This is a genomic window from Arthrobacter sp. Soil761, from assembly GCF_001428325.1.
In the GTDB taxonomy this organism is placed as follows: domain Bacteria; phylum Actinomycetota; class Actinomycetes; order Actinomycetales; family Micrococcaceae; genus Arthrobacter.
Genome location: NZ_LMSF01000023.1, coordinates 384,130 through 398,904 on the forward strand (window position 1 = coordinate 384,130; position 14,775 = coordinate 398,904).

Genomic DNA, 14,775 nt, shown 5'->3' on the forward strand with positions numbered 1-14,775 from the left:
TTCGATTGTCAAAAGTTGGAGCAGGCGGCAAAAAGTAAGGTCCGGGAGGGCTCAGTTTATCAAGGCCCGTCGGGTGTCTTCCCCCGTCAGCGGCGCCACCGACGGCGGAACCCCGCCGTCAAAGGCCCGTGGTCCCAAGGGTGTTCGCCACCGGCGGATACGATGCATCGTATGAACAGCGCCAGCGCTCCGGGAGCAATGCAGCCTGCCTCGGAACTCGAAGCCGGAACCCGGAACTCCAGCAAGGGCCGCGTACTGGCCTGGGCTTCCTGGGACTGGGGCTCGGCGGCCTTCAACGCAGTGATGACCACCTTTGTCTTCACCGTCTACCTGACGTCCAACGCTTTCGGCGGCGAGGACAGTGCCTCTGCGGTCCTGGGCGCCGCACTTGCCGTTGCCGGGTTCGCCATCGCCCTGCTGGCGCCCGTCACGGGCCAGCGTTCGGACGCGGGGGGCCGGCGGAAGCTGTTGCTGGGAGTCAATTCGGCCGCCGTCGCCATCCTGACGGCCCTGTGCTTCTTCGTATTCCCCCGCCCGGAATTCCTGCTCCTCGGGGTATCGCTGATCGCCCTGGGCAACGTGTTCTTTGAATTTGCAGGCGTGAACTACAACGCCATGCTGGCCCAGGTCTCCACGCCGCAAAACATCGGAAAGGTCAGCGGCCTGGGTTGGGCAGCCGGCTATCTTGGCGGCATCGTGGCACTCCTGATCGTCCTGCAGCTGTTCGTCCAGCCGGCCTTTGACTGGTTCGGCGCGTCCACCCGGGACAGCCTCAACATCAGGCTCGTTGCCGTCTTCTCCGCCCTGTGGTTCTTCGTCTTCGCCCTCCCCGTCCTGTTTGCCGTCCCCGAACTGCCCCGGTCCGCCCAGGCGGGCCGTCTGGGTTTTTTTGCCAGCTACGGACTGCTGTTCCGGCGCATCAAGGCGATCTATGCCACCAGCCCGCACACCATCTACTTCCTGCTGGCCAGTGCCGTGTTCCGTGACGGACTGGCCGCCGTCTTCACGTTTGGCGGCATCATCGCTGCCGGTACCTTCGGCTTTGCCCTGTCCCAGGTGATTTTCTTCGCCATTTTCGGAAACGTGGTGGCTGCCGTCGGGGCGGTCATTGGCGGATTCCTGGACGACAAGGTGGGCCCCAAGGCTGTCATCGCCGGGTCCCTGGCAGGCCTCCTGGTCGCCGGGTCGGCGATCCTGGCCCTGGGCAACGGGGACTATGTCTTCTTCGGCATGCAGTGGGCCGGGACCACCACGTTCTGGGTATTCGGGCTCTTCCTCTGCCTGTTCGTCGGGCCTGCCCAGTCCTCATCCCGCGCATACCTGGCCCGGCTCGCGCCGCACGGCGAATCCGGGGAGCTGTTCGGCCTCTACGCCACCACCGGACGGGCCGTCAGCTTCCTGGCGCCGGCGCTGTTCACCCTCTGCATCACCGTGGCCACCCCCCTGGTGCCGGCCGGGCAGGCACAGCGGTGGGGGATCCTGGGCATCATGGTGGTCCTCCTGGCAGGGCTCCTGGTGCTGCTGCCGGTGAAGTCGCCGGCCAAGGCACCCATCGCCGTGGTCCCCGCCGCCTGAAAACACCTTCCGGGCAACGTTCCAGGCCCCGGCCAAGTGTTGCCAGGCAGACTAGGCTTGACCTATGAACGTGGACGAAACCAACCTTCCCGGCCTGGGCCGCCGGAAGGATTTCATGACCGCCTCCGGACGCCGCATCGGTGTCGTGGAGCGGCGGGAAGGCCAGACGGAACTCATCGTTTCCACCTGGGACGACCCCGACACCTGCCAGGCTTCCATTCCGCTCACCAGCGACGAAGCCGCCACCCTGGGCAACCTCCTCGGCGGCACGCACCTGGCAATGAAGCTCGCGGAAGAGCACAAGGACGTTCCCGGGATTGTCACCCGGCAGTTCTCCATCGCCGCGGACTCCCCGTTCCAGAACCAGCCCATGGGCAAGGCCTGCATCCGCACCCGCTGCGGCGTGTCGATCGTGGCCATCATGCGCGAGGGCGAGGTGCTGCCGTCGCCGGGTCCCGACGTCGTGCTGCACCCCGGCGACCTGCTGGTGGCTGTGGGTACCCAGGAAGGCCTCGACTCAGCGGCCGATATCCTGCGCCACGGCTAAGCCCTATGGACCCGTTGGCCCTGACCCTCATTGAACTGGGGGCCGTTGTGTTCTGCCTGGGGCTGTTGGCCAGGCTGGCCGGACGGATCGGAATGTCGCCCATCCCGCTCTACCTGCTGGGCGGATTGGCTTTTGGTGCGGGCGGCATCGTCAAGCTGGAAGGCATGCACGAGTTCGCGCATCTCTCCGGCGAGATCGGTGTCATCCTGCTGCTGCTTATGCTCGGACTGGAATATACGGCGTCTGAGCTCTTCACCGGCCTGCGGCGCTCGTGGCAGGCCGGCGTCCTGGACCTGGTCCTTAACTTCCTGCCCGGCGCGGGACTGGCCCTGCTCCTGGGCTGGGGCGGCGTGGGCGCCATGGTCATGGGCGGCGTCACGTACATATCCTCATCCGGCATCGCCGCCAAGGTCATCACCGACCTCGGCCGGCTGGGAAACCGCGAGACACCAGTGGTGCTGTCCATCCTGGTGTTCGAGGACCTGGCCATGGCCGTCTACCTGCCCATCCTCACGGCAACGCTCGCGGGAGTAAGTTTCCTGGGCGGGCTCACCGCGGTGGGCATCGCCCTGGCGGTGGTCACCATGGTCCTCATGGTGGCGCTGCGGCACGGGCACCATGTTTCCAAGGCAGTGCACAGCGAGAATTCCGAAGTCTTCCTGCTCAACGTCCTGGGGGCCGCCCTGCTGGTGGCGGGGGCGGCATCGGCAATGCAGGTCTCCGCCGCGGTGGGGGCCTTCATGCTGGGCATCGCGATCTCGGGTTCCACGGCCCACAACGCCACCCGGATCCTTGAACCCCTGCGCGACCTGTTTGCCGCCATCTTCTTTGTGGCGTTCGGACTCAACACGGACCCGTCATCCATTCCCCCGGTCCTTGGCTGGGCCCTGGTACTTGCTGCGGCCACCACCGCCACCAAGATGGCCACCGGGATTTGGGCCGCCAAACGCGCCGGCATCGCCAGGCCCGGCCGGTTCCGCGCCGGCGCCGCGCTCGTGGCCCGCGGCGAATTCTCCATCGTGATCGCCGGCCTGGCCGTTGCATCGGGAGTGGTCCCGCGCGAGCTGGCGGCGCTGGCTACGGCCTACGTGCTGCTGATGGGGGTGCTGGGCCCGCTGGCCGCACGTTACGTGGAACCGCTGGCCAGGCCGTTTATCCGGAGGCCGGCCGTCGCCCCGCAGCTCTAGGCGTTGGGGGCGCGCCGGCGTCCGTGCCGGTTCTGCCGGACACTGCCGCAGCTGAACGCTGGTGCGGCTAAATGCTGGTGCGGCTAAATGCTGGTGCGGCTAAATGCTGGTGCGGTGGAAGTTGAGGTGGCTGCGGCTTGCGGTCGGGCCGCGCTGGCCCTGGTACCGGTTGCCGTATTCGCCCTGGCCGTAGGGGTATTCCGCGGCCGAGCTGAGCCGGAAGAAGCACAGCTGCCCGATCTTCATCCCCGGCCACAGCTTGATGGGCAGCGTGGCCATGTTGGACAGCTCCAGGGTGACGTGGCCGGAAAATCCGGGGTCGATGAAACCTGCGGTGGAGTGCGTGAGCAGGCCCAGGCGGCCCAGGGATGATTTGCCTTCCAGGCGGGCCGCGATGTCGTCGGGCAGCGTCACGGTTTCATAGGTGGAACCCAGGACGAACTCCCCCGGGTGCAGGATAAAGGCCTCGTCCTGCTCCACTTCCACCAACCTCGTCAGCTCAGGCTGCTCCTGCGCGGGATCGATGTGCGCGTACTTGTGGTTGTCGAACAGGCGGAAGAACTTGTCGATCCGGACATCCACGGACGACGGCTGGACCATCGCAGGATCGAACGGTTCCAGCACGATCCGCTGGGAATCAATTTCGGCACGAATGTCGCGGTCAGAGATCAGCACCGTCCCAAATTACCGTATCGGTTATCCACAGCCGCACTTTCCCGTTGTTGCTGTGGCCTCGTGGGGCTAATGTTGCGAATGAAAGCCGCCGGAATGGTCTCCCGGATGGCGTAACAGGGCTGGGGATGTTTGTGAATAAATTGGTGGCACCCTCTTTCATTGGCGTGCTCTGTGCTTGGGCACTGGTCTCCTCGTCGGCAGCAGCGCCTCCCGCGCCGCTGCCGTTCAGCCAGGCGGATTCGGCTGGCATCTCGCTGGCGGCTCCCGTGGTTCGGGGCGGAACATCCGTCGATGGTGACGGTTCCGAAGGACGCCTCACCCCTGCCGTGGACCCGGACATCCGGGTGGCCTCGCCCCTGCCGGCGGCCACAGCCACGCCAACTGCAGCGTCCGCGCCCGTGACAGCCGCTCCTGCAACTACTGCGCTTGTGCCCTCCACGGAAACGTCACCGGTGGCATCACCAACTGCCGTTCCGGCGGAGCCCGCACCCCAGACGGTGTCCGTCCCTCCGTTGTGGGCGCCGGACCAGGAACTGGCTTCGCCGCCGGCCACCCGGCTGGCCACCCCTGAGTCCGGCACCGCGCTTCCCTCCACGGAGGCACTGGTCCCGGACTCGAATGCTGCAGCCATCCTCACCGTGTTCACCAGGATCAACGAATACCGGGTGGCCAACGGCCTGAACAAGGTCAAGTACCACCCCACGGTGGCGGGCATGTCGCAGGAATGGTCGGACAGCATCGCCGGCCGTGACGTGATCGAGCACCGGGCAAGTTTCTGGACCGATCCCCGCGCCCTCAGCCCCAACAACGGCGCCGGCGAGGTGATCGCCATCCGTACCGACCGCGACGCCGCCCAGCTGGTGGAATGGTGGAAGGGGTCGCCGGGCCACAACGCCATGCTCCTCGATCCACGGTTCAACGTGATGGGTGCCGGCATTTCCTACACCAACTCCACCTACCAGATCTGGGGCGTGGTGAACTTCTTCGGCTACACCACGCTGCCGGCGGGGACCCTGGATTCCCCGGGCGGCCGGGGATCAGGGGACGCTTTCCCGCCGCCGGCGCCTAGCCTGTGCGATGCACCCGCCAAGCACATGCCGCCCACGCTTAATCTCGCCGCCGCCGCGATCACAGGCCCGGCCGACATCGTGTCCGTCGACTCCGCAGGGCAGCTGCTGGACAGGGCATCCACCGGACCCCGCACCTATGCTCCGGCCAGGGTGATCGGCGCAGGGTTCAGCGGAGCGAAGGAAGTCTTTGTCACGGACTGGGACCGTGACGGCACATATGACGTCCTCACCCAGTGGACCGGCGGCGACCTCACACTGCACCGGGGCATCGCCGGGGGTGGGTTCCAGGCCGCCATCACTCTCGGTAAGGGCGGCTGGAACACGCTGACCCTGGCCGTGGGCGGCTGGTGCGCCAACAACCGGATGCCCCAGATCCTGGCCCTGGACGGGGCCGGGAACCTGTTCCTCTACGCCAACAAGGGCACCGGCGACATCGCGGAGCGGGCCACCGTTGCCACCGGTGTTTACGCTTCCCGGCTTTCGATGGTGGACTATGACGCCGATGGCTTCCAGGACGTGCTGGCGCTGAAAGCGGACGGCAGCGTGCAGCTCTACCGCGGGTGGGGCACCACCGCACTACGTGCAGAGACGCGGCCCACCGTGGCCACCGGCTGGACGGACGTTACGGGAATCCGGGCGCTGCGCAACGTCACTGGGCTGAACTCCACGGGCGTGGCGCTCCGCCGCGCCAACGACACCGTGCAGTACTGGGACCTGACCGCGGGAAGCCTTGCCTCGCCGTCGAACCTTGCCGGACCCTGGACCGGGCAGCGGCTGGCCCAGTAGGCCGGGACTGCCGGCATGGGCTCAGATGGCCGGTTGGAGCTCCAGCACGTGCTTCAGCCGGTCCAGTTGGGCCACATCCGCGCTGACACGGCGCTGCAGCATACCGTCCAGGAAGCCGAACCTGCTGAAGAAACCGAGGCGCCCCTCGCGTTTGGCTTCCATGGCGAACCGGACCCGGGTTCCCGCGTCTTCGGTGCTCAGGTAATAGCCGCCCCAGCGGGTTGCCGGCCCGGACACAACGTGGAACTGGATTTCTGCGCCGGGGCGCACGTTGGTGATTTCCAGGTCCGCGGGAATGCTCAGGCCCGAACGGCCCGCCACCATTTTCCGGTAGACAGCCCCCGCAGCCTCGGCCGGCCCCTGCACGAGCTTCACGCTGCGGACATCGTTGCGCCAGGAGGGAAGATTGGTGGCGTCGAGGAGGTACTGGTAGACGGCCATGGCGTCGCGTTCTATGAGGACCTCGTACTCTGCGATTGCCATGAAGATAGTTCCTGTGGTTGACGTGGGCTGCCGCAATAGCTGCCTCCCCCAACGCGGCCGCTACCCGGATCAGGTTAGCCAGCGCCCGGCGCCCAGACCCAGCCGACAGCGCCGACGTTATTGAAGAGTTACTGGATGACGTCCCGCGTTCAGGACACGAAAGCCGCGCAGCTTCGGGGTTGGCGGGGAGCCCGCAGATCTGCGCTAAGCTAAGTTCTGCCCCGCGCGAGTGGCGGCATGCGGCTGTAGCTCAATGGTAGAGCGCTAGCTTCCCAAGCTTGATACGCGGGTTCGATTCCCGTCAGCCGCTCTGTTTTCCCTCTTCCCACAGCTTTGCAACCCCCGGCGCGTATTAGGTACAGGGGTGTAGGGTCGGTAGTCAGGAACCTTTTCGGTTCCGCTACAGGAGCAATCATGGCTGACAAGTCCCCGCGTCAAACGGCATCAAAAAAGTCCGGCAAGTCCCTCAAGGAAAAGCGCGCAGACAAGAAGGCCGCCGCTGCGCCGGCCAGCTCCCTGGACATCACATCCAGCAAGGCCGCTAAGAAGAAGTGACAGGCCAACAGGCCCAGCTGAGCCTGGGCGTCCTGGCCACTACGCGGAAACCGGACGAGCGCCGGGTTCCCATCCATCCCCTGCATTTTGAGCGGATCGACCCCGAACTCCGCGGACGCATCATCCTGGAACAGGGCTACGGCGAGCGCTTCGGTGTTCCGGACAGCCACCTCTCCACCTTGGTGGGAAGAATGGCGGACAGGGAAGAGCTACTGGCCGCGGCCGACGTCGTGCTCCTGCCCAAACCCCAGCCGGAAGACCTTGCCGACATGCGCGATGGGCAGGTCCTCTGGGGGTGGCCGCACTGCGTCCAGGACCGTGCAATCACCCAACTCGCCATTGACAAGAAGCTCACCCTCATCGCCTTTGAGGCGATGAACCACTGGGCCAGCGACGGCGGGTTCGGCCTGCACGTGTTCCACAAGAACAACGAACTTGCCGGCTACTGTTCGGTCCTGCACGCGCTGGCCCTGACCGGTTCCACCGGGGACTACGGGCGCCGCCTCAGTGCCATGGTGATCGGTTTCGGCGCCACCGCCCGCGGGGCTGTGACGGCACTGAACGCACACGGCGTCCACGACGTCCAGGTGCTCACCAACCGCGGTGTGGCTGCGGTGGGTGCCCCTATCCATTCGGTGAACATCGTGCAGTTTGACCACGACGCCGAGGCCCCCTTCCTGAGCCAGGTCATCACCGAGCGGGGCCGGGTTCCGCTGGCCCCGTTCCTCGCCGAAAGCGACATCGTGGTCAACTGCACGCTGCAGGACCCCAACAACCCGCTGACGTACCTGCGGCCAGAGGACCTGGCGGGATTCCGCCCGGGCAGCCTCATCATCGATGTCTCCTGTGATGAGGGCATGGGATTCAGCTGGGCCCGCTCCACCACGTTTGCCGATCCGATGTTTACGGTCGGGGACCACATCAACTACTACGCGGTGGACCACAGCCCCTCCTACCTCTGGAACTCCTCCAGCTGGGAGATCAGCCAGGCCCTGCAGCCGTTCCTCGAAACCGTGATGGCCGGTCCTGACGCCTGGGAAGGCAATGACACCATCGCGCGGGCCATCGAGATCCGTGACGGGGTCATCCGCAATGAAGCCGTGCTCCAGTTCCAGGAGCGCTCCCCGGAGTATCCGCACCAGGTTCTTCACATGGCGGACCGGCTGGCGCAGTCCTAGGCACCTGCGTGGCGGCTGACGATCCTCACCGGGTGGCCGCCTTTCAGGTCCATCCGGAGCTTCAATCCACCCTTGCGCGCCAGGACCACCGCCACCGTCATGGCCGCCAGCGCGGGAACACCGCCGGCTACCAGCAGGGCAACGTGGGGATCGGCATGTTCGGCGATCCAGCCCAGCATGGGGCCGCCCAGCGCCTGGCCCCCGATCAGCACCATGATGTACAGGCTCATCACGCGGCCGCGGATGGCCATGTTGGAACTGACCTGCACCAGCTGGTTTGAGCCGGTAAGGAACATCAGGCACCAGAACCCGGACAGGACCATCACGGCCCCGAACCACACCATGGACGGGGCGAGGGTTGCGAGGCAGAGCATCAGGCCATACATCCCCGCGCAGAACACCACGGACCGCAGGCGGAGCTGCCGACGGCGGGTGGACGCCACGGCGCCGGACAGGGCACCCAGTGCCACCAGGGCGTTGAGGAGTCCGTACCCGCCGGCGCCCACCTGGAAGATGTGGTCCGCGTAGGCGGCAAGCAGCACCGGCAGGCTCATGGCGAAGACCGAGATGAACCCTGCCATGAGCCATGGCCAGTAGATGGTGGGCTTGCTCAGGGCGTAGCGCAGCCCTTCCCGGAGCATGCCCTTGCTCTTGGGCGTCGGGGCGCTGACGTACAGCTGGTCCTTGCGCAGGAGCAGGAGCATGGTCACCGTTGAGCAGCAGGCCAGGGCGTTCGCCGCGAACGCCCAGCCCGCCCCTACTGCCGTCAGGAGCAGGCCCGCGATCGCAGGGCCGATCAGCCCGCCCAGCTGGAAGGTGGTGGAGTTGACGCTGATGGCGTTCCGCAGATACTTGGGGCCGACGAGTTCATTGACGAACACCTGCCGTGCGGGCTGGTCAAGGACGGTCACCAGGCCCAGGACGCAGGCGATGACATAGACATGCCAGACCATGATGACGCCGGTGAGGGCCAGCAGGGCCAGTGATGCAGCCAGGATGGCGGCCACAGCCTGGCACAGGATGAGGATTTTCCGCTTGGCGAACCGGTCGGCGATCATGCCGCCCCACGGGCCAAGCAGCAGGGAGGGCATGAACTGCAGGGCCACCGTGAATCCGACGGCCGTCACCGATCCCGAGAGCTGCAGCACCAGCCAGTCCTGGGCGATGCGCTGCATCCAGATGGCAATGACGGCGATGAAGTGGCCCACGGCGAAGATCCGGAAGTTGGGCACTTTCAACGAGATGAAGGTGTGCTTCCAGGGGAGCTTTTCGGCGACGACGGCGAGCGGCTGGGTCTGGTTGTCCGGCGGCGGTGTGCCCGCGGCGTCGATGACTGGTTGGGAGACGGAGGCCGACGAAGGCGGTGGGGGTGCCACAGGAGTGTCCTCAAATTGCGGGCGGTCTGGGATGTCTTTAACGCTAGGCTGGCGGAGCAGATTATGGAGGCGTATGGTCCCTATAACTCGTATTGCGAAACGCAATAACCCATCCAGAGTGGAAGGCCCGGGAACCCACAATGTTTGAACCAGCCCAGCTGCGTTCCTTCCTCGCGGTGGCGGACACCCTGAGTTTCACCAAGGCCGCCGAGCGCCTGGGCCTGGCCCAGCCCACCATCAGCCAGCACATCCGAAAACTTGAAGCGGCCGCCAAACGCAGCCTGATTGCCCGGGATACCCGGGACGTCAGGCTCACGGACAACGGCGACGCCATGGCGGGTTTTGCCCGCAACATCCTGTCCGCGCACGACGCCGCCGCGCGCTACTTCTCCGGCTCGGCAATGCGCGGCCGCCTGAGGTTCGGCACCGCGGACGACCTCGCCATCACCGGGCTGCCCCGGATCCTGCGTGAATTCCGGCAGATCTACCCGCAGATCAACCTGGAACTGACCGTTGGGCAAAGCGACCAGCTGTACCGGAAGCTCAACGCCGGACAGCTGGACCTGGTGTTCGTGAAATGGGTTGCCGGCGCAAAGGACGGCACCGTGGTCCAGCACGATTCCTTCTCCTGGGTGGGGCTGGAGCAGACGGTGCTGGAGCCTGGGACGCCCGTGCCCTTGATCGCCTACCCTTCCCCGAGCCTCAGCCGAAAGCTGGCCATCGATGCGCTGGAAGCCCATGGCAGGACCTGGCGGATTACCTGCACCACCCGCCAGATCAGCGGCGTGCTTGCGGCAGTCCGGGCCGGCATCGGCGTGGCCGTGATGCCGACGTCGCTGGTGCCTGAGGACCTGAAAATCATCACGCGCCGGTTCGATCTTCCGGCGGTGGGGGATGTGGATTTCACGCTGATCCGCAACCCGTTGGCCAACGCCGAGGTGATCGACGCCCTCACCCAATCGATCGTCGGAAGGACCATTAACCGCCAAACTTAACTCCCTACCGGCACAAATTCCTGCATTTAGGGGAGTTAGGGGGCCCGTGTCCATTGATAGGGGAGGTGCCATCCCCTATGCTCAATTACCAAGGTCAAGCAGCAGGCCGGTTCACTAAAACAAGCGCGCATCCGCATGCCGGAAAGCCGCGCTTGGGACAGGCAGCCAATGACGACAGCCAGGAACATCCATCTCGGTTCAGCGCACGCGCGCCCGTACAACACCGCACGGCCGTCCACCCGCCAGAACACCCTCGGAACCGGACACGCCTCCGTGGACTCCGGCTACGTGGGAAAACCCACTTGCGACAAATGCCGTACGGACGAGTTCGTCTACCTCGAATCGTACATTCCGCCCACCTACCGGCGTGACGGAACCGTAGCCACTCTTGGCGAAGTGGCGTACACCTGCACCCGCTGCGAGGAATTCTCGGCCCACAGCGTCCCGGCCACCTGGACACCACCGGGCTGGTATCTGGGCTAGCGAGACCGGCTAAACACACTGCTCTAAAGAGACACGGCCCTAAAGAGACACGGCCGGGCAGCCACCGTTCGGTGGCTGCCCGGCCATTCCTTGCGCCTGGCTCCGGCGCGCGGGTTTCAAGGGATCAGAGCCTCAATGGCTCAGATCAGCGCGTCCGACAGGTGGTTCGGGGTGCCGAACCGGTGTGCCGTGATGCTGACGGCCTGCTCGTGCAGGAACGGAAGCAGTTCCACGCGCCCGGCCTCTGTGACGGCGTGGGCATAGATGGCCACGTCCGGCCGGCCGCCGGTCGCATCGGCGAGCGCGGAAGCGTCGCCGCCGATCAGGCGGATGCGCGCACCAGACAGTTTGCCCGCGGAGGCGAGGCCTGCCGCCGAAGCCAGCCAGCCGGCGTCGGACTCCACCACTACGTCGATATCAAGGGCGGTGAGCACGGAGCGCAGCTGGGCGGGAAGTTCGACGGCGGTGGACACGGTGACTGCCGAACCCGCCTGCACGCCGGCCGCCACAGTCCGGACGAGGTGCGCCAGCGGAGCGCCTTCGGAGAGCCGGACAGTGACCGGCAGGCTCCGGTAGCGGAAGATGTTGCGCTCGGCGCTGAGTCCGGAGACGTCCTTGGCGGTGCCGAACTCCTCGGCCCACGCTTCGGCGTCGGAGGCCAGGGCGCGCTGGACGGACTCGAGCTCGGCGGGCTGCAGGGCGGGGCCGGCGGCGTTGACGATGCGCCGCACGCCGGGGTGGGTGACAGCGGCATTCGCCGAGGCCGTACCCGGCGCCCAATCGCCGAGCCCGGCCAGGTAGTTGGGGCCGCCGGCCTTGGTTCCGGCGCCGACGGCGGACTTCTTCCAGCCGCCGAACGGCTGGCGCTGCACGATCGCGCCGGTGATGCCGCGGTTCACATAGAGGTTGCCGGCCTGGATGGTGTCCAGCCAGATGCCCAGCTCCTCGGAGTTCAGCGAGTGCAGGCCTGCGGTGAGGCCGTACTCGATCTGGTTCTGGATGGCGATGGCCTCTTCCAGCGTGTCAGCGGTCATCACACCCAGGACCGGGCCGAAGAACTCGGTCAGGTGGAAGTAGGAGCCGCGCTTGACGCCGTACCGCACGCCGGGGCTCCACAGCCGCCCGGTGTCATCCAGCTTCCGCGGTTCCACGGCCCAGTTCTCGCCGTCGCCCAGGGTGGTCAGGGCGTTGAGGAGTTTGCCGTTGGCGGGCTCGATGATGGGGCCCATCTGGCTGGTGGGGTCCTGCGGGTAGCCCACCTTCAGGGACGTCACGGCGTCAATCAGCTGGTTGTGGAAGCGCTTGGACTTGGCAACCGAGCCCACAAGGATCACCAGCGAGGCCGCGGAGCACTTCTGGCCGGCATGGCCGAACGCGGAGTAGGCCACATCCTTGGCCGCCAGGTCCAGGTCCGCGCTGGGCGTGACGATGATGGCATTCTTGCCGCTCGTTTCAGCAAGCAGCGGCAAGTCCTTGCGGAAGGAACGGAACAGCTCGGCGGTTTCGTAGCCGCCGGTGAGGATCACGCGGTCCACGGACGGGTGGCTGATCAGCTGCCGGCCCAGTTCCCGCTCCCCCAGCTGCACCATGGTCAGCACGCCCTTGGGCACGCCGGCTTCCCACAGGGCTTCGATCATCACGGCGCCGCTGCGTGCGGCCTGCTTGGCAGGCTTGATGACGACGGCGGAGCCGGCGGCGAGTGCCGCGAGGGTGGACCCTGCGGGGATGGCGACCGGGAAGTTCCAGGGCGGCGTGACAACGGTGAGCTTGGCTGGGACGAACGTGGCGCCGTCGACGGTGTCCAGCTTCCGCGCGGACTCGGCGTAGTAGTGGGCGAAGTCCACGGCTTCGCTGACTTCGGGGTCGCCCTGGTCGATCGTCTTGCCGGTCTCGCTGGCCATGACCTCCAGGAGGTCGGCCCGGCGGGCTTCCAGGATCTCTCCGGCCCGGTGCAGGATCTCGGCGCGTTCGTTGCCGGAGAGTTCACCCCAGGCCTTGCCCTTTTCCACGGCGTTGGAGATGGCCGTGTTGAGGGTTGCTTCGTCGTTGATGAACGCGGCCTTGACCGACCCGTTGCCCAGGGTGGAGGCTGGGACGCGTTCCAGGATGGCGCGGCCCCAAGTGCGGTTGGCCGGCAGCGCGGGATCGGTGTCCGGGGTGTTCTTGAAACCGGCGTGCGGCATGGGCTCCGGCGGAAGGTTGCGGTCCTGGCGCCGGTTGGGCAGCGGCACGCTGTTGTCCAGGGCGTCGAGCGAGGACAGGAAGCGCTGCTTTTCGCGCTCGAAGAGGCCTTCGTTCTCGCTGAGTTCGAAGACGGCGGACATGAAGTTTTCCTGGCTGGCGCCTTCTTCCAGGCGGCGGATCAGGTAGGCGATGGCGACGTCAAACTCGGAGGGGTGCACCACGGGGGTGTAGAGCAGCAGGGAGCCCACGTCCTTCTTGACGGCCTCTGCCTGGCCCTGCGCCATGCCCAGCAGCATCTCGAACTCGATGCCGGACTCCACGCCGCGCTGCTTGGCCAGGAGCCAGGCGAAGGCGATGTCGAACAGGTTGTGGCCGGCCACGCCGATCCGGATGTTCTGGATCCGGTCCGGGTGCAGCGCGTAGTTGATGACCCGCTTGTAGCTCGTGTCCGAGTCCTGCTTGGTGCCCCAGGTGGCCAGCGGCCAGTCATGCAGGGAGGCCTCCACCTGCTCCATGGGCAGGTTGGCACCCTTGACCACGCGGACCTTGATGCCCGCGCCGCCCTTGGCGCGGCGCTCGGCGGCCCAGTCCTGCAGGCGGATCATGGCGGAGAGTGCGTCCGGGAGGTAGGCCTGGAGCACGATGCCGGCTTCGAGGTACTTGAACTCGGGCTTGTCCAGGATCCTGGTGAAGACCGCGATGGTCATGTCCAGGTCCTTGTACTCCTCCATGTCCAGGTTGATGAACTTGGCCTTCTTCCCCGCACCGGCGAAGGAGTTTGCGCGCTGGAAGAGCGGGGTGAGCTTTTCGACGACGTGTTCCACGGCTTCATCGAACGCCCAGGCAGAGTGCGGGGCCACGGTGGAGGAGACCTTGATGGAAACGTAGTCGACGTCGGGACGGGCCAGCAGCGTGTGCGTGCCCTCGAGCCGGCGGGACGCCTCGTGCTCCCCCAGGACTGCCTCGCCGAGGAGGTTGACGTTGAGCTTGATGCCGTCCTTGCGGATCTTGGCGATGGCCGGGCCCAGCTTGGCGTCGGTGGCGTCAACGATCAGGTGGCCCACCATTTCACGGAGCACCCTGCGGGCGATGGGGATGACCACCTGCGGCATGACGGGGGCCATGGTGCCGCCGAGGGCCACGGCGCTGCGCATGTACCAGGGCAGGAAGGCCGGGACCTTGGGGGCGAGCTTGGCCAGGTTGCGGGCCGCCACGTTCAGGTCCTCGGGACGGACCACGCCGTCCACGAAGCCCACGGTGAAGTCCAGGCCGTTGGGGTCCTTCAGCACGCCGGCCAGCTGCTCGGCGGAGGCGTCCACGGGGACCTTGGAGGCCTCGGTGAGCCAGCGGCGGACCAAGGCGACTGACTCATTGGCGAGGGCCTTTGCCTGGGGGACGTCGACGTCGACGGTCTGCGGTGCGGTACCGGCTGAAGTTGCTGGTTCCATTGCAACGTGGGTCATGATTTTTCCCGATCTTTCTTGCCGTGGGAGAAGGTCTTTCCACCAGTATGAGCTTCTGCTCACATAAGATAAAGCGATCTTTTCCAACCAATACAGGTTAGGAAAACCGATGATTTGCCGCCCTGGTTCCGCCCCCGCACGCCCGCTCACCTTTGACGCCCGAAACCTCAACGCCCGCTCACTTCCGGCAACAAACAGCGAACCCCCGCTCACTGGGT

At 66.2% G+C, this 14,775-nt stretch carries 12 protein-coding genes and 1 tRNA gene; 9 read left to right on the plus strand and 4 right to left on the minus strand.

The genetic code is table 11. The annotated features are described in order from the left end of the window. The first annotated feature begins 171 nt into the window (after positions 1-171). The 3 genes from ASG79_RS13910 to ASG79_RS13920 all read left to right on the plus strand — a co-directional run bounded on the left by ASG79_RS13910 (position 172) and on the right by ASG79_RS13920 (position 3,309). Positions 172-1,575 carry an MFS transporter gene (locus ASG79_RS13910; protein ID WP_056391932.1) on the plus strand — a complete coding sequence of 468 codons (1,404 nt, stop codon included), beginning with the start codon at positions 172-174 and terminating at the stop codon, positions 1,573-1,575. Between the two features lie 64 nt (positions 1,576-1,639). Continuing rightward, complete coding sequence (locus tag ASG79_RS13915) at positions 1,640-2,122, plus strand: cation:proton antiporter regulatory subunit (protein ID WP_018769969.1); 483 nt, start codon at positions 1,640-1,642, stop codon at positions 2,120-2,122. 5 nt (positions 2,123-2,127) lie between these two features. Next, positions 2,128-3,309 carry a cation:proton antiporter gene (locus ASG79_RS13920; protein WP_056391935.1) on the plus strand — a complete coding sequence of 394 codons (1,182 nt, stop codon included), beginning with the start codon at positions 2,128-2,130 and terminating at the stop codon, positions 3,307-3,309. A gap of 99 nt (positions 3,310-3,408) precedes the next feature. Here ASG79_RS13920 and dcd read toward each other — a convergent pair whose 3' ends face one another. Continuing rightward, entirely contained in the window at positions 3,409-3,984 is a 576-nt protein-coding gene (dcd, locus tag ASG79_RS13925) for a dCTP deaminase (RefSeq protein ID WP_018769967.1), read from the minus strand. 125 nt (positions 3,985-4,109) lie between these two features. On the opposite strand from dcd, the gene ASG79_RS13930 reads away from it, so the two are divergent. Then, positions 4,110-5,840, plus strand: coding sequence for a CAP domain-containing protein (locus tag ASG79_RS13930; protein ID WP_082581761.1), 1,731 nt, complete (start codon positions 4,110-4,112; stop codon positions 5,838-5,840). A 21-nt stretch (positions 5,841-5,861) separates the two neighbouring features. Here the strand turns inward: ASG79_RS13930 and ASG79_RS13935 are convergent, their stop codons facing one another. Continuing rightward, a complete protein-coding gene (locus ASG79_RS13935) occupies positions 5,862-6,323 on the minus strand; it encodes an SRPBCC family protein (RefSeq protein WP_056391937.1) in 462 nt (153 codons plus the stop codon). A 239-nt stretch (positions 6,324-6,562) separates the two neighbouring features. Between ASG79_RS13935 and ASG79_RS13940 the strand changes: the two genes are divergently transcribed. From ASG79_RS13940 to ASG79_RS13945, 3 genes are all read left to right on the plus strand, one after another. Continuing rightward, positions 6,563-6,633: transfer RNA gene (locus ASG79_RS13940), tRNA-Gly, on the plus strand. Positions 6,634-6,737: 104 nt separating this feature from the next. Continuing rightward, positions 6,738-6,878: a hypothetical protein gene (locus tag ASG79_RS23860; RefSeq protein ID WP_018769964.1), complete on the plus strand. Its 141-nt coding sequence runs from the start codon at positions 6,738-6,740 to the stop codon at positions 6,876-6,878. Beyond that, positions 6,875-8,056 carry a N(5)-(carboxyethyl)ornithine synthase gene (locus tag ASG79_RS13945; protein WP_056391939.1) on the plus strand — a complete coding sequence of 394 codons (1,182 nt, stop codon included), beginning with the start codon at positions 6,875-6,877 and terminating at the stop codon, positions 8,054-8,056. Before ASG79_RS23860 ends, ASG79_RS13945 begins: the two co-directional genes overlap by 4 nt. Here the strand turns inward: ASG79_RS13945 and ASG79_RS13950 are convergent. Then, positions 8,053-9,432, minus strand: a complete 1,380-nt coding sequence (locus ASG79_RS13950; RefSeq protein WP_056391942.1) for an MFS transporter — start codon at positions 9,430-9,432, stop codon at positions 8,053-8,055. The genes ASG79_RS13945 and ASG79_RS13950 overlap by 4 nt on opposite strands. 140 nt (positions 9,433-9,572) lie before the next feature. Here ASG79_RS13950 and ASG79_RS13955 point away from each other — a divergent pair, with 140 nt between their 5' ends. Further along, positions 9,573-10,427, plus strand: coding sequence for a LysR substrate-binding domain-containing protein (locus ASG79_RS13955; RefSeq protein ID WP_018769961.1), 855 nt, complete (start codon positions 9,573-9,575; stop codon positions 10,425-10,427). 168 nt (positions 10,428-10,595) lie between these two features. Continuing rightward, positions 10,596-10,910: a hypothetical protein gene (locus ASG79_RS13960; protein WP_018769960.1), complete on the plus strand. Its 315-nt coding sequence runs from the start codon at positions 10,596-10,598 to the stop codon at positions 10,908-10,910. A 140-nt stretch (positions 10,911-11,050) separates the two neighbouring features. On the opposite strand, the gene ASG79_RS13965 is transcribed toward ASG79_RS13960, so the two are convergent. After that, entirely contained in the window at positions 11,051-14,557 is a 3,507-nt protein-coding gene (locus tag ASG79_RS13965) for a bifunctional proline dehydrogenase/L-glutamate gamma-semialdehyde dehydrogenase (RefSeq protein ID WP_056391944.1), read from the minus strand. Between the last annotated feature and the right edge of the window lie 218 nt (positions 14,558-14,775).